Source organism: Neisseria sp. HMSC066H01 (assembly GCF_001837375.1).
Taxonomy (GTDB): Bacteria; Pseudomonadota; Gammaproteobacteria; order Burkholderiales; family Neisseriaceae; genus Neisseria.
Window position 1 is genome coordinate 383,253 of record NZ_KV832194.1, and the last position, 25,149, is coordinate 408,401.

21 protein-coding genes are annotated in these 25,149 nt (G+C 47.7%); 7 read left to right on the top strand and 14 right to left on the bottom strand.

Translation table 11 applies throughout. The annotated features are described in order from the left end of the window. Positions 1 to 143: 143 nt before the first annotated feature. The 3 genes from lipA to HMPREF2551_RS06025 form a co-directional block, all read right to left on the bottom strand. Positions 144 to 1,127: a lipoyl synthase gene (gene lipA / locus HMPREF2551_RS06015; RefSeq protein WP_049349829.1), complete on the bottom strand. Its 984-nt coding sequence runs from the start codon at positions 1,125 to 1,127 to the stop codon at positions 144 to 146. Positions 1,128 to 1,260: 133 nt separating this feature from the next. Next, complete coding sequence (gene lipB, locus HMPREF2551_RS06020) at positions 1,261 to 1,863, bottom strand: lipoyl(octanoyl) transferase LipB (protein WP_036490755.1); 603 nt, start codon at positions 1,861 to 1,863, stop codon at positions 1,261 to 1,263. Then, positions 1,863 to 2,138 carry an HP0495 family protein gene (locus HMPREF2551_RS06025; RefSeq protein ID WP_003746890.1) on the bottom strand — a complete coding sequence of 92 codons (276 nt, stop codon included), beginning with the start codon at positions 2,136 to 2,138 and terminating at the stop codon, positions 1,863 to 1,865. The genes lipB and HMPREF2551_RS06025 overlap by 1 nt, the downstream gene beginning before the upstream one ends. A 213-nt stretch (positions 2,139 to 2,351) precedes the next feature. Between HMPREF2551_RS06025 and lon the strand changes: the two genes are divergently transcribed. From lon to HMPREF2551_RS10320, 5 genes are all read left to right on the top strand, one after another. Beyond that, positions 2,352 to 4,811 carry an endopeptidase La gene (gene lon / locus HMPREF2551_RS06030; RefSeq protein WP_036490757.1) on the top strand — a complete coding sequence of 820 codons (2,460 nt, stop codon included), beginning with the start codon at positions 2,352 to 2,354 and terminating at the stop codon, positions 4,809 to 4,811. Positions 4,812 to 4,997: 186 nt separating this feature from the next. Then, the gene (locus HMPREF2551_RS06035; protein WP_003683413.1) at positions 4,998 to 5,267 is read left to right on the top strand and encodes an HU family DNA-binding protein; all 270 of its coding nucleotides are present in this window, start codon (positions 4,998 to 5,000) and stop codon (positions 5,265 to 5,267) included. A 350-nt stretch (positions 5,268 to 5,617) separates the two neighbouring features. Further along, entirely contained in the window at positions 5,618 to 5,887 is a 270-nt protein-coding gene (locus tag HMPREF2551_RS06040; RefSeq protein WP_070837850.1) for a FeoA family protein, read from the top strand. 26 nt (positions 5,888 to 5,913) lie between these two features. Continuing rightward, positions 5,914 to 7,782, top strand: coding sequence for a ferrous iron transporter B (locus tag HMPREF2551_RS06045; RefSeq protein WP_070837853.1), 1,869 nt, complete (start codon positions 5,914 to 5,916; stop codon positions 7,780 to 7,782). Continuing rightward, positions 7,779 to 7,907 carry a FeoB-associated Cys-rich membrane protein gene (locus HMPREF2551_RS10320; protein WP_003683546.1) on the top strand — a complete coding sequence of 43 codons (129 nt, stop codon included), beginning with the start codon at positions 7,779 to 7,781 and terminating at the stop codon, positions 7,905 to 7,907. Before HMPREF2551_RS06045 ends, HMPREF2551_RS10320 begins: the two co-directional genes overlap by 4 nt. A gap of 141 nt (positions 7,908 to 8,048) precedes the next feature. Here HMPREF2551_RS10320 and HMPREF2551_RS06050 read toward each other — a convergent pair whose 3' ends face one another. From HMPREF2551_RS06050 to yhbY, 8 genes are all read right to left on the bottom strand, one after another. Continuing rightward, positions 8,049 to 8,702 (bottom strand): DUF1287 domain-containing protein, encoded by a 654-nt coding sequence (locus HMPREF2551_RS06050; protein ID WP_070837856.1) that lies wholly within the window; start codon positions 8,700 to 8,702, stop codon positions 8,049 to 8,051. A gap of 241 nt (positions 8,703 to 8,943) precedes the next feature. Beyond that, positions 8,944 to 10,320, bottom strand: coding sequence for a UDP-N-acetylmuramate:L-alanyl-gamma-D-glutamyl-meso-diaminopimelate ligase (gene mpl / locus HMPREF2551_RS06055; RefSeq protein WP_070837859.1), 1,377 nt, complete (start codon positions 10,318 to 10,320; stop codon positions 8,944 to 8,946). Between the two features lie 389 nt (positions 10,321 to 10,709). Next, complete coding sequence (locus HMPREF2551_RS06060) at positions 10,710 to 11,048, bottom strand: P-II family nitrogen regulator (RefSeq protein WP_070837862.1); 339 nt, start codon at positions 11,046 to 11,048, stop codon at positions 10,710 to 10,712. Positions 11,049 to 11,137: 89 nt separating this feature from the next. Next, positions 11,138 to 12,922 carry a dihydrolipoyl dehydrogenase gene (lpdA, locus tag HMPREF2551_RS06065; RefSeq protein WP_070837864.1) on the bottom strand — a complete coding sequence of 595 codons (1,785 nt, stop codon included), beginning with the start codon at positions 12,920 to 12,922 and terminating at the stop codon, positions 11,138 to 11,140. A gap of 77 nt (positions 12,923 to 12,999) precedes the next feature. Next, the gene (gene aceF, locus HMPREF2551_RS06070) at positions 13,000 to 14,610 is read right to left on the bottom strand and encodes a dihydrolipoyllysine-residue acetyltransferase (protein WP_070837867.1); all 1,611 of its coding nucleotides are present in this window, start codon (positions 14,608 to 14,610) and stop codon (positions 13,000 to 13,002) included. A 148-nt stretch (positions 14,611 to 14,758) separates the two neighbouring features. After that, positions 14,759 to 17,422 (bottom strand): pyruvate dehydrogenase (acetyl-transferring), homodimeric type, encoded by a 2,664-nt coding sequence (gene aceE, locus HMPREF2551_RS06075; RefSeq protein WP_070837869.1) that lies wholly within the window; start codon positions 17,420 to 17,422, stop codon positions 14,759 to 14,761. A 620-nt stretch (positions 17,423 to 18,042) separates the two neighbouring features. After that, positions 18,043 to 19,470, bottom strand: coding sequence for a tetratricopeptide repeat protein (locus tag HMPREF2551_RS06080; protein WP_070837871.1), 1,428 nt, complete (start codon positions 19,468 to 19,470; stop codon positions 18,043 to 18,045). Positions 19,471 to 19,689: 219 nt separating this feature from the next. After that, a complete protein-coding gene (yhbY, locus tag HMPREF2551_RS06085; protein ID WP_036490774.1) occupies positions 19,690 to 19,977 on the bottom strand; it encodes a ribosome assembly RNA-binding protein YhbY in 288 nt (95 codons plus the stop codon). 112 nt (positions 19,978 to 20,089) lie between these two features. Here yhbY and rlmE point away from each other — a divergent pair, with 112 nt between their 5' ends. Beyond that, positions 20,090 to 20,710 carry a 23S rRNA (uridine(2552)-2'-O)-methyltransferase RlmE gene (gene rlmE / locus HMPREF2551_RS06090; protein WP_070837873.1) on the top strand — a complete coding sequence of 207 codons (621 nt, stop codon included), beginning with the start codon at positions 20,090 to 20,092 and terminating at the stop codon, positions 20,708 to 20,710. Positions 20,711 to 20,780: 70 nt separating this feature from the next. Further along, positions 20,781 to 22,730 carry an ATP-dependent zinc metalloprotease FtsH gene (gene ftsH, locus HMPREF2551_RS06095; RefSeq protein ID WP_070837875.1) on the top strand — a complete coding sequence of 650 codons (1,950 nt, stop codon included), beginning with the start codon at positions 20,781 to 20,783 and terminating at the stop codon, positions 22,728 to 22,730. 102 nt (positions 22,731 to 22,832) lie between these two features. On the opposite strand, the gene tpx is transcribed toward ftsH, so the two are convergent. From tpx to trpS, 3 genes are all read right to left on the bottom strand, one after another. After that, on the bottom strand, positions 22,833 to 23,327 hold the full coding sequence (gene tpx / locus HMPREF2551_RS06100) for a thiol peroxidase (protein ID WP_070837877.1): 495 nt from the start codon (positions 23,325 to 23,327) through the stop codon (positions 22,833 to 22,835). Between the two features lie 43 nt (positions 23,328 to 23,370). After that, positions 23,371 to 23,910: a hypothetical protein gene (locus tag HMPREF2551_RS06105; RefSeq protein WP_070837878.1), complete on the bottom strand. Its 540-nt coding sequence runs from the start codon at positions 23,908 to 23,910 to the stop codon at positions 23,371 to 23,373. A gap of 81 nt (positions 23,911 to 23,991) precedes the next feature. Then, a complete protein-coding gene (gene trpS, locus HMPREF2551_RS06110; protein WP_003746855.1) occupies positions 23,992 to 25,002 on the bottom strand; it encodes a tryptophan--tRNA ligase in 1,011 nt (336 codons plus the stop codon). Positions 25,003 to 25,149: the final 147 nt, after the last annotated feature.

Genomic DNA, 25,149 nt, shown 5'->3' on the forward strand with positions numbered 1-25,149 from the left:
TTACTTAAGATTGGCTCAATAGAGCCCAACTAAGGTTTATACTTTGAAAATCTAAAAAATTTTGTATAGTAAGTTATGACCAAATAAAGGCCGTCTGAAAAATAGTCTACTGATTTTTCAGACGGCCTTATATGACCTACATCTTAATGGTGGCTACAACCGCCGTGGGTTTCACGCAAAGCTTCGGCTGCTTGTTCGTCAGCGTGGTAGCTGGAGCGAACCATTGCGCCGATGGCGGCATTGGTAAAGCCCAATTCGTATGCTTCTTTTTCAAAAACTTTGAATTGGTCGGGTGTTACATAGCGTAGGACGGGCAGGTGGCCGTCTGAAGGTTGCAGATATTGGCCGATGGTAATCATCTCGATATTGTTGGCACGCATATCGCGCATGATTTCGCGCACGTCCTCGTCTGTTTCGCCCAGGCCGACCATGATGCCGGATTTGGTCGGGATATGCGGCATCATTTCTTTGTAGCGGCGCAGAAGGTCGAGGGAGTGCTGGTAGTTGGCACCCGGACGGGCTTTTTTATACAGGCGCGGATGGGTTTCCAAGTTGTGGTTCATCACGTCAGGTGGTGTTTCTGCCAAGATTTTCAATGCGATGTCCAAGCGGCCGCGGAAGTCGGGAACGAGGATTTCGATTTTGGTATTCGGGCTGGTTTCGCGGATGGCTTTGATGCAGTCGGCGAAGTGTTGTGCGCCGCCATCGCGCAAGTCATCGCGGTCGACAGATGTAATGACGACATAGCGCAGGTTCATGGCTTTGACGGATTCGGCCAAGTGCTTAGGCTCGTCAGGATCCAGCATATTCGGGCGGCCATGGCCAACGTCGCAGAACGGGCAGCGGCGTGTACAAATATCGCCCATGATCATAAATGTGGCCGTACCCTTGGTAAAGCATTCGCTGATATTGGGACAAGATGCTTCTTCGCACACGGTATGCATTTTTTGTTCGCGAAGAATGTTTTTGATTTCAAAGAATTTCTTGCCCGGCAATTTGGCGCGGATCCATTCGGGCTTTTTCAATTTTTGTTCCAATGGAACCACTTTAATCGGAATGCGTGCAGTTTTGTCTGCGCCTTTCAGTTTGATGCCGCGTTTGGGGTCGTTTTTTACTTCTTCACTCATGGTGATGTGTTCTTTCTGTCGTTATAAAGGCCGTCTGAAAAGCTTATAGGAGGATTTGTACCTAAAAGTTTATGGGTAAAAGTTCAGAGGGCGGTTAAAAGATGGCAGTGTGACTGGATTTTTTCAGACGGCCTTATGCCAGCTCTTTTTGTAAATACTTGGTCAGCTTGTCTGCAACTTCTGCCAAACTGGGTGCCGGAGAGACATAGTCGGCAATTTGGGTCATTTCCATACCGGCATAACCGCAGGGGTTGATGTGGGTAAACGGACTCAAATCCATGTTTACGTTGAGCGCCAAACCGTGGTAAACGGAGCCGTCTTTGATACGCAGACCCAGGGAAGCGATTTTACGCTCGCCGACATAAACACCGGGGCGTTTGGGATCGGCGGCTGCTTCAATGCCGTATTCTGCCAAGGTGGCGATGATGCTGTTTTCAAGTGCGGAAACGATATGGCGGACACTGGTTTTACGGCGTTTGAAATTGATCATCGTATAGACGACCAATTGACCGGGGCCGTGATAAGTAATTTGACCGCCTCTGTCAATTTGGACAACGGGTATATCGTCGCGGATGAGGAGGTGTTCGGGTTTGCCGGCCAAGCCTTGGGTAAATACGGGCGGATGTTCGACCACCCATAATTCGTCTTCGGTATTTTCGTCACGCGAGGCATTGAATGCCTTCATGGCTTCGAAAGTCGGCAGGTAATCGACCAAGCCTTTGTGCACGATTTTCATTACAACACCACTTTAACCAATTCGTGGGAAGTCAGGTCGCGGTAGATATTGTCCAACTGCTCTTGATTTTCAACATTTACATGGACTGTCGCGCCAGTATAGTTGCCTTTGCTGCTTGGGCGCGTAGTGATGTGGTGCGGCTCGGTATCGGGAGCATGTTTGCGCACGGTTTCCAAGATGGCGGATTCAAATTCCGGATGAACTGCGCCCATGACTTTTACAGGAAAGGTGCAAGGGAATTCAATCAGTGATTTTTTTTCGGTTGAGTCTGTCATGGTTTACTACCTTGTTTGGTTTGCCAGGGCCGTCTGAAAAGTTTTCAGACGGCCCAAAATCCGATATATTTTATCGTAAACGTCCATATCGGGCTATTAAAAATGATGTTTTCGAAAATAGGTGCGGATAAGCTGTTTTCAAGTCTTGAAATGGAGCGCTTCAGCCCAATTTTGAGCTACATTCTGATTTAACAATGATTGAGATTATTAACTATGCCGACAAAAGACAAATATTTCGAGGAATACAGTGCGCTGGCTACTTTGCCTTTACGTGATGTCGTGGTGTATCCGCATATGGTATTGCCGCTGTTCGTCGGTCGTCCTAAATCGATTGCAGCCCTTGAGGCGGCAATGGCTAATGATGATCCGGTTTTCCTGTTGGCCCAGCTTGACCCTAATACAGAAGACCCTAAAGCTGAAGATTTGCACCAAACTGGTACGGTTGCCCAAGTTTTGCAGGTTTTGAAGCTGCCTGACGGCACCGTTAAAGTGTTGGTGGAAGGTATCCGTCGTGCGCGCGCGTTGACGGTTGACGAAACAGGCGGATTGTTTTTATCCCATGTTGAGGCAATTGATGAAAACAGCGACAAGGACAATCCCGAAATTGAGGCCTTGCGCCGTACTCTGCTGACTCAATTTGAGCAATATGCGAAATTGAACAAAAAAATCCCTGCCGAAGTCATCAGTACCATCAGCAGTATCGATGACAACAGCCGTCTTGCCGATACTATTGCCGCGCATTTACAGCTGAAGTTGGAGCAGCGTCAATATGTGCTGGAGACCGCCGGCATTGTCGAACGTTTGGAATTTCTGCTGGCTCAGTTGGAAGCCGAACTCGACATCATGCAGGTCGAGAAACGCATCCGTGGCCGTGTAAAACGTCAAATGGAAAAATCCCAACGCGAGTATTACCTGAATGAGCAAGTGAAAGCGATTCAGAAAGAGTTGGGTGAAGAAGACGAGCGCGGCGAGCTGGACGCGTTGGAAGCAAAAATCAAAGAAGCAGGCATGAGCAAAGAGGCTGAAGAAAAATGTCTGTCTGAATTGAAAAAACTGAAAATGATGCCGCCGATGTCTGCGGAATCTACCGTCGTGCGCAACTACATCGATACTTTGCTCGAGCTGCCATGGAAGAAAAAATCCCGTGTCAGCAAAGATATTGCCAAAGCTGATTTGATTTTGAATGCCGACCACTATGGTTTGGAAAAAGTCAAAGAACGTATTTTGGAATATTTGGCCGTTCAAAAACGTATGGACAAGCTCAAAGGCCCGATTTTGTGTTTGGTCGGCCCTCCGGGAGTGGGTAAAACTTCCTTGGGCGAATCGATTGCCAAAGCTACAGGCCGTCAATATGTGCGTATGGCATTAGGCGGCGTGCGTGATGAAAGCGAAATCCGCGGCCACCGCCGTACCTATATCGGCTCTATGCCAGGCAAAATCCTGCAAAACATGGCAAAAGCGGGTGTGAAAAACCCATTGTTCCTGCTTGATGAAATCGACAAAATGGGCAGCGATTTCCGTGGTGATCCGGCCAGTGCATTGCTTGAAGTGCTTGATCCTGAGCAAAACAACAAGTTCGCCGACCACTATGCCGAAGTCGATTACGATTTGAGCGATGTGATGTTTATTGCTACTTCAAACAGCTTGAATATCCCGACTCCGCTGCTTGACCGTATGGAAATCATCCGTCTGTCCGGTTATACGGAAGATGAAAAAATCAATATTGCCATGCAATACCTTGTGCCGAAACAAATGAAGCGCAATGGTGTGAAAGAGGGTGAGTTGGTGGTTGATGAAAGTGCGGTGCGCGATATTATCCGTTACTACACCCGCGAGGCCGGTGTCCGCTCGTTGGATCGCGAAATTGCCAAAATCTGCCGCAAAGTAGTCATGCAGGTTACCTTGAATGAGGACAAGAAAAAAGCGTCCAAATCCAAAACAGCAAGCAAGGCCAAGCCTAAAGCAATTAAAGTTACTGAGAAAAATCTGCATGACTATCTAGGCGTGCGCCGTTTCGACTATGGCGTGGCCGAAAGCGAAAACCGCATCGGTCAGGTAACCGGTCTGGCTTGGACCGAAGTCGGTGGTGAGTTGTTGACTGTTGAGGCGGTTGCCTTGCCGGGCAAAGGTACGATTCAATGCACCGGCCAACTGGGCGATGTGATGAAAGAATCGGTATCGGCCGCATGGTCGGTTGTCCGTTCCCGTGCCGAATCAGTGGGTCTGGCTCCTGATTTTTACGAGAAGAAAGACATTCACGTCCATGTGCCGGAAGGTGCGACGCCGAAAGACGGTCCGAGCGCAGGTATTGCCATGACTTTGGCGATGGTTTCTGCCTTTACCAAAATTCCGGTGCGTGCGGATGTGGCGATGACCGGTGAAATCACTTTGCGTGGTGAAGTGTTGCCGATCGGCGGTTTGAAAGAAAAACTGCTGGCTGCTTTGCGCGGCGGCATCAAGCATGTATTGATTCCGAAAGACAACGTCAAAGATTTGGAAGAAATCCCTGAAAATGTCAAAACCGGTCTGACCATCCATCCGGTCAAATGGATTGATGAAGTGTTGGCTTTGGGTCTGGAAACTCAGCCTGAGCAATGGGTTGCCGAATTGGCAGTTGCCGAGACCGTGCAAACTCCTAAGACAAAGTCAAGAACAAAAGCAACCAAGCATTAAGTTGGCCGTCTGATGTTGCAAAAAATGTGGTTTTGCCCTGAATGCCCCAAAAATAGGGCAATTCCACATTTTTTACTTGACATGATAATTTCAGAATTGCTATAAAGTGCGTATGTGCTTTGAAAGCGCTCAAGCCCCGAGTATTCGGGCATTTCATCATCTTTATACGATAGGAAGGGACTAATTGTGAACAAGTCTGAATTGATCGAAGCAATTGCTCAAGAAGCCGGCATTTCCAAATCTGCTGCGCAAAAAGCTTTGGATGCTACTACTAATGCCGTAACCAACGCACTGAAAAACGGCGATACTGTTACTCTGGTCGGTTTCGGTACTTTCTACGTCGGCGAACGTGCCGAACGTCAAGGCCGCAATCCTAAAACTGGCGAGCCTTTGACTATTGCTGCTGCTAAAACGCCTAAATTCCGTGCCGGTAAAGCATTGAAAGATGCTCTGTAATTGAGCGTTTTTTCCTGAATAGGAATAAAAAACCGATTCTATTCGGTTTTTTATTTTGAAGGCCGTCTGAAACTTTTCAGACGGCCTTTAGTTTATCGAGTGTATATAAAGGATGGAACCCAAACAATCAAAGGGTTTCGGCTTTTTTAATTTCTCTGCCTACATTTGATTTTTATATTAATAAGATTTATCATTAGCAAAGAAAATAACAATACTTAAAACAAACCGCACTTATTGAAAGAAGTAGCGAATAGCCACTCATAACCAACCTTTCAAATGTGCCGCACATTCGTCAGCACTTCTCACATTTCTAATAACCTGTTTTTTAAAACAAATGAAAAGAGAGGCTTATGTCTGCTGTTCCTTTGTCGCGCCTGAAAAAAGGCGCAGTCGTACATATTGATTCCATTGCTCCCAACCCTGTTTTTGGCGAATTGGATTCCTTGGTAACCCGTCGTCTTGCGGATTTGGGTTTTTCCAGCGGAATGCCCTTACAAGTGATTGCAGTCGGCGGCTTTGGAAGAGGGCCGTTTGCAGTGCGTTTGGGCAATCAATCCCAATTTTCCCTGCGTTTGGATGAGGCCGGGAAGATTATGTGTCGTATCATTGAAGCCGTTTGAGGCCGTCTGAAAGATAAGGAAAAATAATGGAACTGAGCTACTATGCTTTGGTTGGCGCGCCCAACTGCGGCAAAACCGTTTTGTTCAACGGCTTGACAGGTGCACATGCCAAAGTGGCCAACTACCCCGGTGTAACAGTCGATAAGCGCGAGGGTGCTTTCCTTGATGATGCGGCTGTCCGCATTGTTGACCTGCCGGGTACATACAGTTTGCGTACGACCAGCCCTGATGAGGCCGTGGCAAAAGATGTGGTCGTGGGTAAAATGGGCATTCCGCCTGATGCCGTGATTGCCGTTGCCGATGCGACCAACTTGCGTATGACCCTGCGCATGGTTTTGGAACTGAAAACCTTGGGCCTGCCGATGGTCGTTTCGCTGAACCTGAGCGACGTTGCGCGCAATCGGGGTTTGAATATTGATGTGGATAAATTGAGCGAGCTGTTAGGCGTGCCCGTATTGGAAACCGTTGCCGTCAGCGCGTCGGGTGTACGCGCAGTGCGTGAGGCGGTGGCCAAGCTGCCCCGCAAACGTTCTTTCCCTGCCAATCCCAGCGCATCCGAGCGCAAGCTGGAATCGCTTGACAGTGAAGTACTCTACCAAGAAGTAGAATCTATTTTGAATCAGGTGGTGCGTACGCAGATGACACTGCCGGCGTGGCACAAAAAACTGGACGAAATCGTTTTGCACCCTGTGTTGGGTACGATTATGCTGCTGGTTATCCTGTTTATGGTGTTCCAAGCGGTGTACACTTGGGCGGCACCGATTATGGACGCCATTGAAGGCGGTTTTACCGCGTTGGGAGAATGGGTAGGCGCGAACATGGAGCCGGGTATCCTCAACGATTTGCTGGTCAACGGTGTGATTGCCGGTATGGGCAGCGTGTTGGTGTTCCTGCCTCAGATTACAATTTTGTTTGCCTTTATCCTGCTTTTGGAAGACTCAGGCTATCTGCCGCGCGCTGCCTTCCTGTTGGATAATGTCATGGCGAAAAGCGGTTTGTCCGGCCGTTCGTTTATTCCGCTTTTGTCCAGCTTCGCCTGTGCCGTTCCAGCCGTGATGTCGGCGCGCACCATTCACGATCCGCGCGAACGCCTGGTTACCATCGCGGTTGCACCGTTGCTGACTTGCTCCGCACGTTTGCCGGTCTATGCGCTGATTATCGCCGCCGTTATTCCCAACCGTACAGTGGGCGGTATTTTCAATCTGCAAGGCCTGACATTGTTTATTCTTTATATCGCAGGCATTCTGTCGGCCGCATTGGCAGCGTATATCATGAAACGCTTGGCGCGGATGAAAGGCAATGTGCAACAATTCCCACTTTTGATGGAATTGCCAACTTTCCGTACGCCTAACTTCAAACACATCATGACCAGCCTGTGGGATAGGGTAAAAGCCTTCCTGAAACGCGCCGGTACCATTATTTTTGCGTTGGCCGTGGTCTTGTGGGGTTTGGTAAGCTGGCCGCAACCGCCTGCTGGCGCGACTGGTGCAGCCATCGATTACAGCTTGGCGGGTACGCTTGGTCACGCAATTCAGCCATTATTTGCACCTTTAGGCTTTACGTGGGAAATGTGTATTGCCATGATTCCGGGTATCGCCGCACGCGAAGTGGTCGTTGCTGCTTTGGGTACCGTTTATGCCGTTAGTGCGTCGTCTGAAGATGCCGTACAAAACGCACTGATTCCCATCGTACACAACAACTGGGGCTTGCCGACTGCCTTTGCCTTCTTGGCTTGGTATGTGTATGCGCCGATGTGTGCCGCAACTTTGGCCGTGATTAAACGTGAAACCAAATCCACGAAAAATATGCTTATGATTACAGGCTATTTGTTCCTGATGGCTTATTTTGCCTCATTCGTGGTTTATCAAATTTCTTCAAGGATACTATCGTCATGACTCAATATATTATCGTCGGCTTGATTATGCTTGCCTGCGTATTCTTCCTTTTGCGAAAATTCGTGTTCAAACCGAAAAAACGCGACTGCAGCAGCGGCTGCGGTAAATGTGGCGGTTGCGGTTAAATAAAGAGGGTTAGATAAGTAAAAGGCCGTCTGAAACTATTTCAGACGGCCTTTTTTGTATTTAATGCTATGTAAACTGACGAGGTATATTTACTCTTTGTCGTTTCAGATTAATAGGTACCTAGGACTTGGCACTAAGGTTTATCGAACGGGAAGCCTGTAATGTCCGGTAATGGTGTAGCGGTAGAGGATGTCGTTTTCACGGGTTCCTGAACCGATATTATGAATAATCAAGGGTCTGTCGCCGATTTTTCGATCGGAGACGATGCCGATATGGGGACGGTTTCCTTTCAGTTCCCAAGTTACAATATCGCCAGCTTGATAGTTTGTATCTTGAACTGCCCAGCCTTGACGCGTGAAATAAGTCATTAGGTTAGGCATGCGGCGGTGGTCGATATTGGTATCAGGTTGTTTCAAACCCCAGCGTTTCGGATAAACGGAAAAATTCCGACTCATATCTTGATGAACAAGTTCTTGTAAATCGATATTTTGCTCACGCAATGCACGGATGACCACGTCTGTGCAAACGCCTTTTTCCATCGGTACATCGCCCATTGGATATTTGAGCTTGGTATAAGCAGGGTCGTAACGAAGGGTTTTGCCAATTTGGTTTCGTGCAGATTGTACGATTTGCGGTGATGGTCCTTCGGGTTCGGTAATTTCTTGTTGTAGAAAATCGGTATTAATACTTAGGATAGAATTGTGATTACGGGCAAAAAATACAACTGTTGTAATCAGAAGGATAGAAAGCGCAATACTGAGAACTATGGGCTTAAAGGCAGTTTTGTGTTTCATGATATGCACACAGCTTAGATGTTGTATGCATTATTTATCAGATTTTGGGGAAGGTTGGCAATACTTAATCAAATAATAGTCTTGCGCGTATGTACGGATAAATGGAAGATAAATGATATTTTATTATTGCCAAATCGGTTTTTGTAAGTACAGATTTTACTTAGTTCATGATAAAAGGCCGTCTGAAAACCAAGCTCCGGTTTTCAGACGGCCTCAATCATTCAAAACTTTCAATAAACCCTTATTTCAATGCTTCCAGCAGCTTCCCGTGTATTCCGCCGAAACCGCCGTTGCTCATGACCAAAATATGGTCGCCGGCTTCGGCATTTTTCACGATTTCGGCAACGAAGGCATCGAAGTCTTTGCCGACGTGTAGCTTGCCGCCCAAAGGCGCGAGGGCTTCGGCGACGTTCCAGTCCACGCCGCCGGCGTAGCAGAACACTTGGTCGGCACCTTTGAGGCTTGCGGGCAGGGCGGCTTTCATGGTGCCGAGTTTCATGGTGTTGGAGCGCGGCTCGAGGACGGCGAGGATGCGGGCATTACCAACGCGCTGGCGCAGACCCTCTATGGTGGTTTCAATGGCGGTCGGGTGGTGGGCAAAGTCGTCGTAAACGGTGATGCCGTTTACCGTGCCTTTGATTTCCATGCGGCGTTTGACGTTTTTAAACGCGCTCAAGGCTTCGCAGGCCGTCTGAATATCGACGCCGGCATGACGCGCGGCAGCGATAACGGCGAGGGCGTTCATGCGGTTGTGTTCGCCCATCAGTTCCCAAGCGACGTGTCCGACCGTTTCGCCATGATGGCATACGTCAAATGAGCCGTCGGCATGAACAGTGTCAACTTGCCAGCCTTGTTCGGTACCGAATTTTTCCACCGGCGTCCAGCAGCCTTTGTCCAAAGTGTCTTGCAGGCTTTGTTGCTGTCCGTTGCAGACGATGAGGCCTTCAGACGGCACGGTGCGTACCAAATGATGGAATTGGGTTTGAATGGCACCCAAATCGGCAAAAATATCGGCGTGGTCGAATTCCAGATTGTTCAAAATGGCGGTACGCGGACGGTAGTGTACAAATTTGGAGCGTTTATCGAAAAAGGCGGTGTCGTATTCGTCGGCTTCAATAACGAAAAACGGAGATTTACTGTTCGGGTCTTGGCGAGGCGTTTGCGGCAGACGGGCGGAAACGCTGAAGTTTTCTGGTACGCCGCCAATCAGGAAGCCTGGCGCAAGACCGGCATATTCTAAGACCCATGCCAGCATGGAGGCTGTGGTCGTTTTGCCGTGTGTTCCGGCTACTCCGAGCACCCAGTGCTGGTGCAATACGTTTTCAGCCAGCCATTGCGGGCCGGAAGTATAAGGCAGGCCTTTGTTCAAAATGGCTTCAATCACATCCATGCCGCGTTTGGCAACATTACCAATAACATAAATATCGGCTTTAAATTTGTCCAATTGAGCGGCATCAAAGCCTTCGTGTACGTCAATACCCAAGGCTTCGAGCTGGGTGCTCATCGGTGGATACATCTTGGCGTCGCAACCGCTGACTTTAAAACCTGCTTCTTTGGCAATAGCCGCTACGCCGCCCATAAATGTGCCGCCGATACCGATAATATGGATGTGTTTCATGATAAGACTGTCTTTGGATAAATTAATTTTAAAGCCGTCATTATAACGGAGTTTGGATAAAGGGGTCGTCTGAAAAGTTAGACACCAATAAGAATAGGAAAAAAATACAAGGGATTTGATTTTAAAAGGAGGGCGTTGAGGTTTTGATTGGGCAAGTATTACTTTGAAAAGAGTTATTTAATACGGTAAAGTCGTTCATGAAGGTCAAGGGAAGCATTGCCTTGAATTCATCCATGCTTGATAGCGTGAGGTTTTTGGTAATAGGTTTACTTGGATAGATTTTAGAAAATGGGAGGGTATTCAATAATGCCGTCTGAAAAATAAGCCCTGATTAAAACAAGTCATGGCTTTTTTCAGACGGCATTTGTTTCTGTATCTTGTGATTTCTATTAAAGCGCAGCATCCGAACGCTCGCCGGTACGGATACGGATGGCTTCTTCAACCGGATAAATGAAGATTTTACCGTCACCGATTTTGCCGGAATGTGCGGTTTCCAAAATGGCATCAACAGCCTGATCGACTTTGTCGTCAGTCAATACCAATTCGATTTTTACTTTGGGCAGGAAATCAACCGCGTATTCTGCGCCGCGATAAATTTCCGTATGGCCTTTTTGGCGGCCGAAGCCTTTGACTTCGCTGACGGTCATGCCGGTAATGCCGATTTCGGTCAAGACTTCGCGCACATCGTCGAGTTTGAAAGGTTTGATAATGGCTTCGATTTTTTTCATATTAAATCTCCTTATTTGAGAAAAGGCCGTCTGAAACATTCAGACGGCCTTTGTTCCATTAAGTTCGTTCAAACTTTATTTGAGTGAACTTATTTCTTTTTCTGAGCCGGCAGGTCGGTACATACACCCAATGCTACTTCCGCAGCCATACCGATGGATTCGCCCAAGGTTGGGTGTGGGTGGATGGTTTTGCCGATGTCGGTTGCATCGCAGCCCATTTCGATGGCCAAGCAAACTTCGCCGATCATATCGCCGCCGTTAGGGCCAACGATACCGCCGCCGATGATGCGGCCGGTTTCAGCATCAAAAATCAGCTTAGTGAAACCATTGTCGCAACCGTTGGCAATCGCACGACCGGAAGCAGCCCATGGGAAGTTGGCTTTGGTGATTTTGCGGCCGGAGGCTTTGGCAGACAATTCGGTTTCGCCCACCCATGCCACTTCAGGAGAAGTGTAGGCTACGCCCGGAATAACGCGCGCGTCGAAGTAGGCTTTGTGGCCGGCACAGTTTTCAGCGGCAACGTGGCCTTCGTGAACGGCTTTATGCGCCAACATCGGTTGACCGACGATGTCGCCGATGGCGTAGATGTGCGGTACGTTGGTGCGCATTTGTTTGTCGACTTCGATGAAGCCGCGGTCAGTTACGGCAACACCTGCTTTTTCGGCGCTGATGAGTTTGCCGTTAGGCGCACGACCGGCAGCCACCAGTACGGCATCGTAACGTTGTGGTTCTTTAGGTGCATTTGCACCTTCGAAGGTAACGTAAACGCCGTCTTCTTTAGGTTCGACAGCGACAGTTTTGGTGTTGATCATGATGTTGTCAAAACGGTATTCGTTTTGTTTTTGCCATACTTTCACCAAGTCGCGGTCTGCGCCTTGCATCAGGCCGTCCATCATTTCAACGACGTCGAGGCGTGAACCCAGCGTGCTGTAAACTGTACCCATTTCGAGGCCGATGATACCGCCGCCAATGATCAGCAGTTTGCTCGGTACTTCTTTCAGAGCCAGTGCACCGCTAGAATCGATGATGCGTGGATCTTCAGGAATGAAAGGCAGTTTGGTTACGCGGCTACCTGCTGCAATGATACAGTTTTTGAAGGCAACGATTTTTTTCTCGCCGGTAGGGGTCGCTTGCTCGTACACGTCGCCGGTAGTTAGCGACACTTCCAAGTGGTGAGGATCCAAGAATTGACCGTCACCTTGGATAACGTCTACTTTACGGCCTTTGGCCATACCTGCCAAGCCGGTAGTCAGGCGGGAAACCACGCCGTCTTTGTAAGCGCGCAGCATGTCGATGTCGAGTTCTGGTTCTGGGTATTTGATACCGTTGGCAGCCAAGTGACGTACTTCATCGATAACGGAAGCGTTGTGCAACAAGGCTTTGGAAGGGATACAGCCGACATTCAAGCAAACGCCGCCCAAAGTTTTGTAACGCTCGACGATGGCAACTTTCAAGCCTTCATCGGCTGCGGCAAATGCAGCGGAATAACCGCCGGGGCCGCCACCCAATACGACTACGTCGTACTCGGCATCGGCAGAACCGCCAAATTGTGCAGCTTGAGGAGCAGGAGCAGCAGCTTTAGGGGCTTCTTGTGCAGGAGCAGCTGGTGCTTCGGCTTTAGGAGCGGCAGCCGCACCTTCGGCTTCAACGACTGCAATCAAGCCACCTTCGGAGATTTTATCGCCGACTTTAACTTTAACTTCTTTAACGACACCCGCAACTTCGGCAGGTACGTCCATAGTGGCTTTATCGGTTTCCAAAGTAATCAGGGTATCGTCCACGGCAATGGTGTCGCCTACATTTACTTCAACCGCAATAATATCTACATTTTCGTGACCGCCAATGTCGGGCACTTTTAATTCAACTAAGCTCATGTCTAATCTTTCTGAATGATGTTCGGACTTCTTTTTTCAGACGGCCTGAGTAAAAAGGCCGTCTGAAAATGCTCGGATTACAGAGTAATGCGGCGGAAGTCTTTCAACAGGTTAGCCAGGAATACGGTAAAGCGCATACCGGCGGCACCGTCGATGACTCGGTGGTCGAAGGACAGGCTCAATGGGCACATCAGGCGAGGAGCGAATTCTTTGCCGTTCCAAACCGGTTTGATTTGGGATTTGCACACGCCCAAGATGGCAACTTCAGGAGCATTCACGATTGGTGTGAAGCCTGTGCCGCCGATACCGCCCAAGCTGGAAATGGTAAAGCATGCGCCTTGCATTTCTTGCGGTTTGAGCTTGCCTTCGCGGGCTTTTTTAGACAATTCGGTCAGCTCTTGGCTGATTTGTTTCAAGCCTTTTTGATCCACGTCTTTGATCACTGGAACAACCAAGCCGTTTGGCGTGTCTGCTGCGAAACCGATGTTGAAGTAGTTTTTCAGCACCAGGTTGTCGCCATCCAGAGAGGCGTTGAATTCAGGGAAGGCTTTCAGCGCAGAAACAGAGGCTTTGATGATGAACGCTAACGGAGACAGTTTCACGCCTTCGCGTTCCCATTCTTTGTTCAGCTGTTTGCGGAATTCTTCCAATTCGGTCATGTCCGCTTCTTCGTGTACGGTAACGTGAGGAATCACAACCCAGTTGCGGGACAGGTTTTGACCGGAAATTTTCTTAATGCGAGACAACTCTTTAACTTCGACGCTGCCGAATTTAGAGAAGTCGACTTTAGGCCATGGCAACAAGTCCAGACCGCCGCCCAAAGAAGCAGCGGCAGGTTTGCCAGCACCGCTTTGCATAACAGATTTAACGAAGGCTTTAACGTCTTCGCCCATGATACGGCCTTTCAGACCGGTACCTTTGACTTGACCCAGATCTACGCCCAATTCGCGTGCCAGTTTGCGTGCGGAAGGACCGGCATGTGCTTTGGCAAAAGCAGCTTCGTCAATTTTGGCAGCTGCAGGTGCAGCCGGAGCAGGTGCAGCGGCTGGTGCTGGAGCGGCAGCAGGAGCCGGAGCAGCGGCTGGTGCAGGTGCGGCAGCTTGAGCGGCAGGAGCAGCTGCGGCAGAACCGGCAGTTTCTACTTCGATAATGGCAGAACCTTCAGATACTTTGTCGCCAACTTTTACAAATACGGCTTTAACCACACCGGCTTCTGTACATGGTACGTCCATAGTGGCTTTGTCGGTTTCCAGAGTAATCAGAGTGTCGTCAACGGCAACAGTGTCGCCAACTTTAATTTCAACGGCAATAATGTCTACATCTGTATGACCGCCAATATCCGGTACAACAACTTTTACAGTTGCACCGCCTGCAGGGGCTGCGGCAGGAGCGGCAGCCGGAGCTGCAGGAGCTTCAGCTGCAGGAGCCGGAGCTGCATCGGCAGCGGCGGCATCGGTTTCAACGGTCAGAATAACGCCGCCTTCAGAAATTTTATCACCGACTTTAACTTTCACTTCTTTTACTACACCTGCTGCATCGGCAGGTACGTCCATAGTGGCTTTGTCGGTTTCTAAAGTAATCAGGGTGTCGTCTACGGCAATGGTGTCGCCTGCTTTAACTTCTACAGCGATGATGTCGACGTTTTCATGACCGCCGATATCAGGGACTTTGATTTCTACGATACTCATTTGAGTTCCTTTAATATTTTCAGTTTGATGCCGTCTGAAAACTGTTTCACACGGCATCGGTACGGTTTGTCTGTTCAAACCATTCAAGCATTTGGTTTTCAGACGGCCTAATGTTGGCATGAAGCAAACAGGCCGTCTGAAACATCAATTAGCGTTTCCAGCTAGGAGCTGCATCGGCTTTGATACCATATTTTTCAATGGCTTGTTGAACGATTTCTTTGCTGACTTTGCCTTGTTCGGCCAGAGCACTCAATGCAGCAACGGCAACGTTGTAGCGGTCAACTTCGAAGAAGCTGCGCAGGTTGGCACGGCTGTCGGAGCGACCAAAGCCATCGGTACCCAAGACGTGGTAGTCGTTAGGGATGTAGGCGCGGATACGGTCGGCATAGCTGCGGATGTAGTCGGTAGCGGCAATAACCGGACCGTCATGACCTTGCAGTTGAGAAGTAACAAACGGTACTTTTGCAGTTTCCAATGGGTTCAGACGATTGAAGCGTTCCACTTCGATGGCATCGCGGTGCAGCTGGTTGAATGATGGGCAGGACCAGATGTCTGCTTCTACGCCGAAGTCGGCTTTCAACAATTCGGCACCGGCAATGACTTCTTGCAGGATGGTACCGGAACCCATCAATTGGACTTTTTTATCGCCTTTGCCGCCGGCTTTCAGCAAGTACATACCTTTCAGGATGTCTTGTTCTACGCCTTCAGGCATGTCCGGATGGGTGTAGTTTTCATTCATCAGGGTGATGTAGTAGAACACGTCTTCGTGGTTAACATACATGCGGCGTAAGCCATCGTGTACGATAACGGCTACTTCATATTGGAATGTCGGATCGTAAGTTACACAGTTTGGAATCAAGTCTGCTTGAATATGGCTGTGGCCGTCTTCGTGTTGCAAACCTTCGCCATTCAATGTTGTACGGCCGGCAGTACCACCCAACAGGAAGCCGCGTGCATGCATATCGCCTGCTGCCCATGCCAAGTCGCCAACGCGTTGGAAACCGAACATAGAGTAGTAGATGTAGAAAGGAATCATGGCAAAGTCGTTGTTTGCGTAGCTGGTCGCAGCAGCAATCCAGTCAGCCATGGCACCTGGTTCGTTAATACCTTCTTGCAAGATTTGGCCGTCAACAGACTCTTTATAGAACATCAGTTGGTCTTTATCTTGAGGAGTATATTGTTGGCCTTTAGGGTTCCAAATACCGTATTGGCGGAACATACCTTCCATACCGAACGTACGGCTTTCATCAGGAACGATAGGTACCACGCGTTTGCCGATTTTTTTGTCTTTCAGCAAAGTAGACAGGATGCGGACGAAAGCCATGGTGGTTGAGAATTCACGGTCGCCGCTAGATTTCAATTGAGTCTCAAATGCTGACAGTTCAGGCACTTCCAGAACTTCTTGGGTAGGTTTGCGTTGAGGCAGGTAGCCACCCAAAGCTTCACGGCGTGCATGCAGGTATTTGTATTCTTCGCTGTCAGGAGCAAAAGTCAGGTAAGGCAGGTCGCCGCTGTCGATTTGCTCGTCGGTAACAGGAATGTCAAAGCGGTCACGGAATTGTTTCAGAGAAGCTTTGTCCATTTTTTTGGCTTGGTGGGCAACGTTTTGGCCTTCGCCGGATGCGCCCATGCCGTAACCTTTAATGGTTTTAGCCAAAATGACAGTAGGTTTGCCGTCAGCGTGGTTCACTGCACGGTCGTAAGCGTTATACACTTTTTGAGGGTCGTGGCCGCCGCGGTTCAATGCCCAAATTTCATCATCGGTCATATCGGCAACCAATGCTTTCAGTTCAGGGGTATTGAAGAAGTGTTCACGGACGTATGCGCCGTCTTTGGATTTGTAAGTTTGGTAGTCACCGTCCAAGCATTCTTCCATGCGTTTGCGCAGAATGCCATCTTTGTCTTTTGCCAAGAGGCGGTCCCAACGACGACCCCAGATGACTTTCACAACATTCCAGCCGGCACCGGCAAAGTTGCCTTCCAGCTCTTGAATGATTTTGCCGTTACCGCGTACTGGGCCGTCCAAACGTTGCAGGTTACAGTTGATGACGAATACCAAGTTGTCCAAGCCTTCGCGTGAAGCCAGAGCAATAGCACCTTGGCTTTCAGGTTCGTCCATTTCGCCGTCACCGCAGAATACCCATACTTTACGGCCTTTGGTTTTTGCCAGGCCGCGAGATTCCAAGTATTTCAGGAAACGGGCTTGGTAAATCGCCATCAATGGGCCAAGACCCATAGACACGGTTGGGAATTGCCAGAAGTCAGGCAACAGGTGAGGGTGGGGATAGGAAGGCAGACCATGACCGGCAACTTCTTGACGGAAGTTGTTCAATTGGTCTTCAGTCAAACGGCCTTCAACGAAAGCACGTGCATAAATGCCGGGAGCGGCATGACCTTGGAAGAATACCAAATCGCCTTCTTCGCCTTCACCTTTGGCTTTCCAGAAGTGGTTGAAGCCGACTTCGTACATGGTCGCAGCAGATTGGAAAGATGCAATGTGTCCACCCAATTCCAGATCTTTTTTACCCGCGCGCAATACGATAGCCGCGGCATTCCAACGTACGAAAGCACGAATGCGGTGCTCGATGTTTTGGTCGCCGGGAATGCCTTTTTCGTTTTCAACGGAAACAGTATTCAAATATGGAGTAGTGGTGCCGTGAGGCATGCGGATGCCTTTGTCACGACTGTATTTGACCAAACTTTCCAGCAGGTATTGGGCGCGTTCGCTGCCTTCATATTCTAAAACAGAGCTTAACGCGTCTAACCATTCTTTGGTTTCAATTGGGTCAACATCGTGTAATTGGGTGGACATAATATCTATCCTTGTGTTGAGTGTTTTTCAATGACGGAGTATTACCCCGATATTTTCGTTTGTGAACAAATACGGCTTATAAACGAAAATTCCAAGAGTCAAATTCGAAAAAATTTTAATTATTTAAATATTTTCAATACGTTATATTAAGCAATGAAAATTCTGAAAAATTAAAATTTTTTGCAAACTGGCTAACCTGCAAATGCTATCAGTAATTGGGCAAACTAGCAAATCGCGCTGTTGATATTAATAGGAGGGTAGAGGTTGAATTGATGGTTTTTTAAAAGTGCCGTTATGATGGTTTTAAAATTGGAATATTAAACAGACACGGTAAAAGTCTCTGTAGTTTAGATGAATAAATTCGAATACGAAAATTAATTTTCAAAATTTGTCTAAAAGCGAAAATTAAATTTAGACTTTGAGTTTGGAAAAGAAAATTAGACCGTGTCATTTTTTACAAGCGAATGGGCCGTCTGAAGATTTTGGAAGAGGTTAAGAAAGAGTGAAATTCTAAGAGGACAATGATTGAGTAAGGGAAAATTAAAAAAAATGACATGCACAGGCTAGTTGAATAGCTGGGCATGTCATTTATCTAGTAGTCTGAGAATTTCAGACGGCCTTTAAACTGCAGAGGATTTTTGAGCAAATTGCTTCCATTGGGCTAAAAGCTCTTTGAGAACATCTTGCTGCTCATGTCCATGTTGGATGGCTTCTTGCAGCCAAAAACACGCGTTATTGATGTCTTTCTCTACACCCAGGCCGTGGTAATACAGACAGGCAAGATTATATTGAGCCATTGTATCCCTTTGTTTGGCTGCCGCTTCAAACCATTTTGCCGCTTGGGCATAATCGACAGGTACGCCTTGTCCGCTGTAATACATCATGCCAAGATTGGTTTGTGATTTGCTGTGTCCTCGTTCTGCAGACTGAAGGTATAGCTCTAGTGCTTCGGCATAATTTTGTTGGCGTTTTAAACCATAGTGGGCCGCAAATGCCAGTTTGTATAGGCGCTCGGCCTCTTGGCGTTGGAGGGCGATTTCTTTGGTCAGCTCGTAGTTTTGCTGGTTATTCAACGCGCTGTCAGATAGAAGTTTTTGGTAAGCGACAAGATTGCCTAAGTCGGCTGCGCGTTGATAATACTGACGGGCGGTGTCTGCATCAACTGCTCGTCCCAATCCGTAGCGATGGATATCTCCCAAAAGGCGCAAGCCTTCCGGGTCATTTTGATCCGCGGCAGACTTGGCGTGTTGATAGGCCTTTTGAGGGTCTCGTTCGGTGTTTTTTCCCAAAAGATAGATTTCGGCAAGCGCTACATGCGCATTGCTATCTCCTTGTTCTGCCGCTTTTTCAAACCATTCTAATGCTTCGGCAGGATTTGATGCCGCCAAGAGTTCTGCAAGAGAAGTTTGCGCCGGAACGATGTCGTAATGGGCGGCAATGCGTAAATGTTCGATTGCTTTTTCAGGATTTTGTGCGACACCTTGCCCCAATTTATATTGAAGACCAAGTTGCCAGTGTGCCGCAATAAATCCCTGTGCGGCAGATTGCTGGTAGAGTTTATGGGAATATTCTAAATCGGGGGTGCTTGAGTATTGGTAGTGTTGGGCTAAGAAATATTGCGCCTGAGGGTTTTGTTGCTCGGCAGCTTTCAATGCCCATTTGACTGCTTGCTGTTCATTGCCGCTATCCGCATATAAACGCATCAGGCGTAGCTGGGCCGGGACCAAGCCTTCTTCGGCAAGTTCTCGATAGGCTGAAATAAGCGTTTCTAATTCTGCGCCGTTATTTTCTTGTAATTGGAGAAGATTGTAGCGGGCATAGGGATGACCGGCTCTTGCCGCTTGTTTTAAATATTCAACTGCAATTGCCAAATCTTGTTCGTTTTCGTGGTTTTCGAACAGGCATCCTGCCAGCTGAAATGCAGCCTCGATATGTCCCGCCTCTGCTGCCTCGCAAAGCAATGGAATAGCTTGCGCAAAGTCAGGCGGGTCTTGAGTAATTAATTTTTTTGCCAGAAGAAAAGATTCTTCATATTGTTGAGCATTCATCGTTTTTTATGTTTATGAAGGATTCAAGGATAAAATAATCGGCCGACAGGGTGCGGCCGTTATGATTTTGTAATTTTGGGGTTATTTACAAAAACAGGCAACCGTATTTGTATTTTTATACTTAGAATAATGGAATAAATTGTTTTATGCTGCATAAATACAACAGAAGATGGAATAAAGTGGGTTGAGAAAATACTCCTGCTGTTTGTTCAGTTCGAATTACTCTTCGTCCGGTTTTTTACGCCATAAAACTAGTAATTTACCAATGTGTTGAACCAGTTGGGCACCCAGTGTCTCACACAGGGCATTGCAAATTTCAATACGTTCTGCACGGTCATCGCCAAAAACGCGGACTTTAATCAATTCGTGTGCTGTCAATGCGGCGTCGGTTTCTTTAATGACGGAGTCAGTCAAACCTTGTTGGCCAACCATAACAACGGGATGGAGGTGGTGTGCTTGGGCTTTCAAGGTCAAAATTTCTTTGGTATTTAGTTTGTTGTCGCTCATTTTGATAAGTATCCAATTAAAAAGAATAATGGCTATATTGTACGCGATTTAGAACATTTACGGGGGAAATAACGTACAATACTGGTTTTTAACTTAAGCATTTCAAACCAAGATGGCTGTACGCTCAAAATCTTCAAAAGCATGGCTGCATGAGCATGTCAACGATCATTATGTCAATATGGCACAAAAGGATGGATATCGTGCCCGGGCGGCTTATAAATTATTGGAAATCAATCAGAAAGATAAATTGATCAAGCCGGGTACGGTCTTGGCGGATTTGGGTAGCGCGCCGGGTAGTTGGTCGCAGGTGGCAGTCAAGCTGGTCGGTAAAACAGGGGCGGTGTTTGCTTTGGATATTTTACCGATGGATGCGATTGAAGGCGTGTCGTTTATTCAGGGAGACTTTAGGGAAGATGCTGTTTTGGAGCAGTTTGAAGCTTTGTTGGATAATCGCCCGTTAGACCTTGTAATCTGTGATATGGCACCCAATATGTCAGGCAATGCCGTAACAGACCAGGCACGCAGTTTTTACCTGTGTGAACTGGCTTTGGATTTTGCTTTGCAGCATTTGAAACCCGGAGGCAGTTTTTTGGTGAAGGTGTTTCAAGGCGTGGGCTATCAGGAATATACGGCGGCAATGCGCGAAATTTTTGCCAGTGTGCAAACTCGAAAGCCGGATGCTTCCCGCAATCGTTCCAGTGAGATTTACCTATTAGGCAAAAATAAACGCTGACAATGTAGGGTGGGTGCTTTAAAATTCTTTCCCTTGATTTTATTTATTTTGTAACCATGGAGCCTGTTCAGTGGGGAATACCATTAAAAACATATTAGTCTGGGTAGTGGGTGGTGCTATGCTTTTAGCAGCATTCAATGCACTCAGCGATAAGCAGGAAGATAAACAGCAAATCGAATATTCTCAATTTATTCAGCAAGTTAATAGTGGCGAAGTATCCAATGTCAATATCGAAGGATCTGTTGTCAGCGGCTATCTGATTAAAGGTGAGCGCACCGATAAAACTGCCTTTTATACCAATGCGCCTTTGGATGACAACTTGGTTAAAACACTGTTGGACAACAAAGTACGCGTCAAAGTAACTCCGGAAGAAAAACCAAGCATGCTGGCTAGTCTGTTTTACAGCCTGCTGCCTGTTTTGTTGTTGATTGGTGCATGGTTCTACTTCATGCGCATGCAAAGCGGCGGTGGCGGTAAAGGCGGTGCCTTCTCTTTTGGTAAAAGCCGTGCGCGTTTGTTGGATAAAGATTCCAATAAAGTGACTTTTGCCGATGTTGCCGGTTGTGATGAGGCAAAAGAAGAAGTACAAGAAATCGTAGATTATTTGAAAGCACCCAATCGTTATCAAAGCTTAGGCGGTCGTGTGCCGCGCGGTATTTTATTGGCAGGCAGCCCCGGTACGGGTAAAACATTGCTGGCCAAAGCGATTGCCGGTGAGGCAGGTGTGCCATTCTTCAGTATTTCAGGTTCTGACTTCGTAGAAATGTTTGTCGGTGTCGGTGCGAGCCGTGTCCGCGATATGTTCGAGCAAGCCAAGAAAAATGCACCATGTATCATCTTTATTGATGAAATTGATGCGGTCGGCCGTCAGCGCGGTGCCGGTTTGGGCGGTGGCAATGATGAGCGTGAGCAAACATTGAACCAATTGTTGGTTGAAATGGATGGTTTTGAAAGTAATCAAACCGTTATTGTGATTGCAGCCACCAACCGTCCTGATGTACTTGACCCTGCGTTGCAGCGTCCGGGCCGTTTTGACCGTCAAGTCGTTGTTCCGTTGCCTGATATTCGTGGCCGTGAGCAAATTTTGAAAGTTCACGCTAAAAAAGTGCCTTTGGATGCATCTGTAGATTTGACTTCTTTGGCTCGTGGTACACCTGGTTTTTCAGGTGCGGATTTGGCAAACTTGGTCAATGAAGCTGCTTTGTTTGCCGGCCGTCGCAATAAAGTTAAAGTCGATCAAAGCGACTTTGAAGATGCGAAAGACAAAATCTATATGGGTCCTGAACGCCGCAGTATGGTGATGCATGAAGATGAAAAACGTGCGACAGCCTATCATGAGGCAGGCCATGCAATCGTAGCGGAAAGCCTGCCGTTTACCGATCCGGTTCACAAGGTAACCATTATGCCGCGCGGCCGTGCGTTGGGTTTGACTTGGCAGCTGCCTGAGCGTGACCGCATCAGCATGTACAAAGACCAAATGTTGAGTCAGATCTCAATTTTGTTTGGCGGCCGTATTGCTGAAGATATTTTTGTCGGCCGTATTTCTACCGGCGCATCTAACGACTTTGAGCGTGCAACTCAAATGGCACGCGAGATGGTAACGCGTTATGGTATGAGCGACAAAATGGGTGTGATGGTTTATGCTGAGAACGAAGGTGAAGTATTCTTGGGTCGCAGCGTGACCCGTTCTCAAAATATTTCCGAGAAAACCCAACAAGATATCGATGCGGAAATCCGCCGTATTTTGGATGAGCAATACCAAGTGGCTTACAAAATTTTGGATGAAAATCGCGATAAGATGGAAACCATGTGCAAAGCGCTGATGGATTGGGAAACCATCGATCGAGACCAAGTTTTGGAAATTATGGCCGGTAAACAACCTAGCCCGCCTAAAGATTACAGCCACAATGTCCGTGATGACAAAGTAGAAGAGCCTGAAGCACCTGTTGCTGAAGCTGCTGAACCTGTTGAGCAAAATGAGGTTCAGACTGCTGAATCAGAAACGGATAAATCTGTATAAGGTTTGAAACAGAAAACGGTAGCTTTTAAGCTGCCGTTTTTATTTCAGGATAAGCTAAAGGCCGTCTGAAAAGTTTCAGACAGCCTGATTTTATTTGGTTAATTACAAAACAGCTAAAGCAGCTTCGTAGTCAGGTTCATTTGCAATTTCAGAAACCAGCTCAGCGTGTAGAACTTGGTTTTGCTCGTTCAAAACCACCACTGCGCGGGCAGTCAGGCCGCGTAATGGGCTTTCTGTCAGTGTAACACCGTAATCGTTAGAAAAGCTGCTGCGGAATGTAGAAAGTGTCACTACGTTTTCCAAACCTTCTGCGCCACAGAAACGGGCTTGTGCAAACGGTAAATCGGCAGAAATGCACAAGACGACGGTATTGTTCAAAGACGAGGCACGTTTGTTGAAAGTACGGACGGACTGGGCGCATACGCCGGTGTCAATACTAGGAAAAATATTCAGCACTTTGCGTTTGCCTGCAAAATCAGCCAATGATTTCTCAGATAGGTCTGCTGCTACTAATGTGAAATCAGGTGCAACTTGTCCGATGGCAGGCAAATTGCCGTTTGTAGAAATAAGAGAGCCTTGGAAAGTAACTTGAGCCATGATTCAGTCCTTGTGTCAGGGGAAAAATAGGATGGGCAGGGTTTTAGTAATGACGGCGACGGAAATAAAACATGCCTTCGCTGTCAATTTCTAAAATATAGCGGCCGTTTTGGACGGCGGCATAACCGCTTTTGCCTTCGGTATAAGGCTGTAAAGCAGCGTGTGAAATCAGATAGTCGGTCAGTTTGCTGCCGTCTTGGGCAATATTGTCCACCATTTTTGCAAAGGCAGTGTGGCAGACGCCGTTGGCTGACCATCCGGCTGAAACGCCTTTTTCATTTTTTTCCATGCATTGGCCGCTGATGACTTCTAAGTCGTTAGGGTGCTTGCCAATCAGATTGATAACGCCGCCCTCTATGCCGTTAATCGGATAGGTGCGTTGTTTTTTACCTTCTTTAGTTTCGCCTTCTTGAGCTGTGCCCAAATCCAAACCGGCTATGGCTTGTTCATCGATATATTTAACTTTGAAGGTAGGTTTAGGCGCTTTGCCTGAAGCAGCATCATTGGCGGCAGTATCTTCAGATTTACCGCCGCAGGCAGCCAATAAAAGGCTGAGCAAGATAAGGGGAAAGGTTTTTTTCATATGAGAAACCCTAGAAAAACGGTTATATTTCAAATAATAAACGATATTATGGCCGTCTGAAATTTTCAGACGGCCTTGCTATTATTTCAACGGACGAATACCTACTGCATCGCGTACTTTATCCAACAATTCGCGTGCTTCTTTACGCGCTTTTTGTGCGCCGGCCTGCAAAATGTCTTCAATTTGAGATGGTTTGGCTGTCAACTCATTGTAACGCTCGCGTGGTTCTGCGAGCTCGGCATTGATTTTTGCACCCAAGAGTTTTTTGGCTTCACCCCAAGCAAGGCCTTCGGCCAGCATTTGTGTGAACTCGGCAGTTTCAGACGGCGTAGAGAAGGCTTTGTAGATTTCAAACAGAGGACTTTCATCAGGTTGTTTCGGCTCGCCGGGTTCTTTCATATTGGTGATGATTTTGTTGACCGATTTTTGGGTTTTTTTATCGTTTTCCCAAAGCGGAATGGTATTGCCGTAGGACTTGGACATTTTACGTCCGTCCAGGCCGACCAAGAGTTCGACATTTTCATCGATTTTTACTTCGGGCAGGGTGAAGAGCTCTTGGAAGCGATGGTTGAAGCGGCCGGCAATATCGCGCGCCATTTCGACGTGTTGGATTTGGTCGCGGCCGACTGGCACTTCATGGGCATTGAACATAAGGATGTCTGCAGTCATGAGGATAGGGTAGCTGTATAAGCCCATTTCCACGCCGTGATCCGGATCTTCCTGACCGTTTTCGGTATTTGCCTGTACTGCGGCTTTGTAAGCGTGAGCGCGGTTCATTAGACCTTTTGCGGTGATACAGGTCAGAATCCAGTTCAACTCCATCACTTCGGGAATATCGCTTTGACGGTAGAAAGTAGTCTGTTCCGGATTGAGTCCGCAGGCGAGCCATGTGGCGGCAACAGCTTGAGTAGATTGATGAATCATTTCCGGCTCATGACATTTGATGATGCCGTGATAGTCGGCCAAAAAGAGGAATGATTCGGTATTGGCATCTTGCGCCGCGCGGATAGCCGGGCGGATGGCGCCGACGTAGTTGCCCAAGTGCGGAATGCCTGTTGTGGTAACGCCTGTTAAAACTCGTTTTTTGCTCATGAAAGTATCCTTCGGCGCAAAGGCCGTCTGAAAATTAATATGTTGCCGATTATACCTGATTCTTCTTGATTTTTCAGACAGCCTTTTACGTATGGGGTAAATGGAAAAGAAAAGTTATACACATAAAATTATAAAAATAAATCAATA

What these genes read in the sequence shown, in the direction of transcription:
- aceF (WP_070837867.1), bottom strand. Translation starts at nt 14,610, where the DNA reads ATGAGTATCGTAGAAATCAAAGTCCCTGATATCGGCGGTCATGAAAAC.
- lipB (WP_036490755.1), bottom strand. Translation starts at nt 1,863, where the DNA reads ATGAAAATCGTGCACAAAGGCTTGGTCGATTACCTGCCGACTTTCGAA.
- HMPREF2551_RS06080 (WP_070837871.1), bottom strand. Translation starts at nt 19,470, where the DNA reads ATGAATGCTCAACAATATGAAGAATCTTTTCTTCTGGCAAAAAAATTA.
- HMPREF2551_RS06025 (WP_003746890.1), bottom strand. Translation starts at nt 2,138, where the DNA reads ATGACAGACTCAACCGAAAAAAAATCACTGATTGAATTCCCTTGCACC.
- trpS (WP_003746855.1), bottom strand. Translation starts at nt 25,002, where the DNA reads ATGAGCAAAAAACGAGTTTTAACAGGCGTTACCACAACAGGCATTCCG.
- tpx (WP_070837877.1), bottom strand. Translation starts at nt 23,327, where the DNA reads ATGGCTCAAGTTACTTTCCAAGGCTCTCTTATTTCTACAAACGGCAAT.
- yhbY (WP_036490774.1), bottom strand. Translation starts at nt 19,977, where the DNA reads ATGAGCGACAACAAACTAAATACCAAAGAAATTTTGACCTTGAAAGCC.
- lpdA (WP_070837864.1), bottom strand. Translation starts at nt 12,922, where the DNA reads ATGAGCTTAGTTGAATTAAAAGTGCCCGACATTGGCGGTCACGAAAAT.
- mpl (WP_070837859.1), bottom strand. Translation starts at nt 10,320, where the DNA reads ATGAAACACATCCATATTATCGGTATCGGCGGCACATTTATGGGCGGC.
- lon (WP_036490757.1), top strand. Translation starts at nt 2,352, where the DNA reads ATGCCGACAAAAGACAAATATTTCGAGGAATACAGTGCGCTGGCTACT.
- HMPREF2551_RS06060 (WP_070837862.1), bottom strand. Translation starts at nt 11,048, where the DNA reads ATGAAAAAAATCGAAGCCATTATCAAACCTTTCAAACTCGACGATGTG.
- HMPREF2551_RS06045 (WP_070837853.1), top strand. Translation starts at nt 5,914, where the DNA reads ATGGAACTGAGCTACTATGCTTTGGTTGGCGCGCCCAACTGCGGCAAA.
- HMPREF2551_RS06040 (WP_070837850.1), top strand. Translation starts at nt 5,618, where the DNA reads ATGTCTGCTGTTCCTTTGTCGCGCCTGAAAAAAGGCGCAGTCGTACAT.
- lipA (WP_049349829.1), bottom strand. Translation starts at nt 1,127, where the DNA reads ATGAGTGAAGAAGTAAAAAACGACCCCAAACGCGGCATCAAACTGAAA.
- aceE (WP_070837869.1), bottom strand. Translation starts at nt 17,422, where the DNA reads ATGTCCACCCAATTACACGATGTTGACCCAATTGAAACCAAAGAATGG.
- HMPREF2551_RS06105 (WP_070837878.1), bottom strand. Translation starts at nt 23,910, where the DNA reads ATGAAAAAAACCTTTCCCCTTATCTTGCTCAGCCTTTTATTGGCTGCC.
- rlmE (WP_070837873.1), top strand. Translation starts at nt 20,090, where the DNA reads ATGGCTGTACGCTCAAAATCTTCAAAAGCATGGCTGCATGAGCATGTC.
- HMPREF2551_RS06050 (WP_070837856.1), bottom strand. Translation starts at nt 8,702, where the DNA reads ATGAAACACAAAACTGCCTTTAAGCCCATAGTTCTCAGTATTGCGCTT.
- HMPREF2551_RS10320 (WP_003683546.1), top strand. Translation starts at nt 7,779, where the DNA reads ATGACTCAATATATTATCGTCGGCTTGATTATGCTTGCCTGCGTATTC.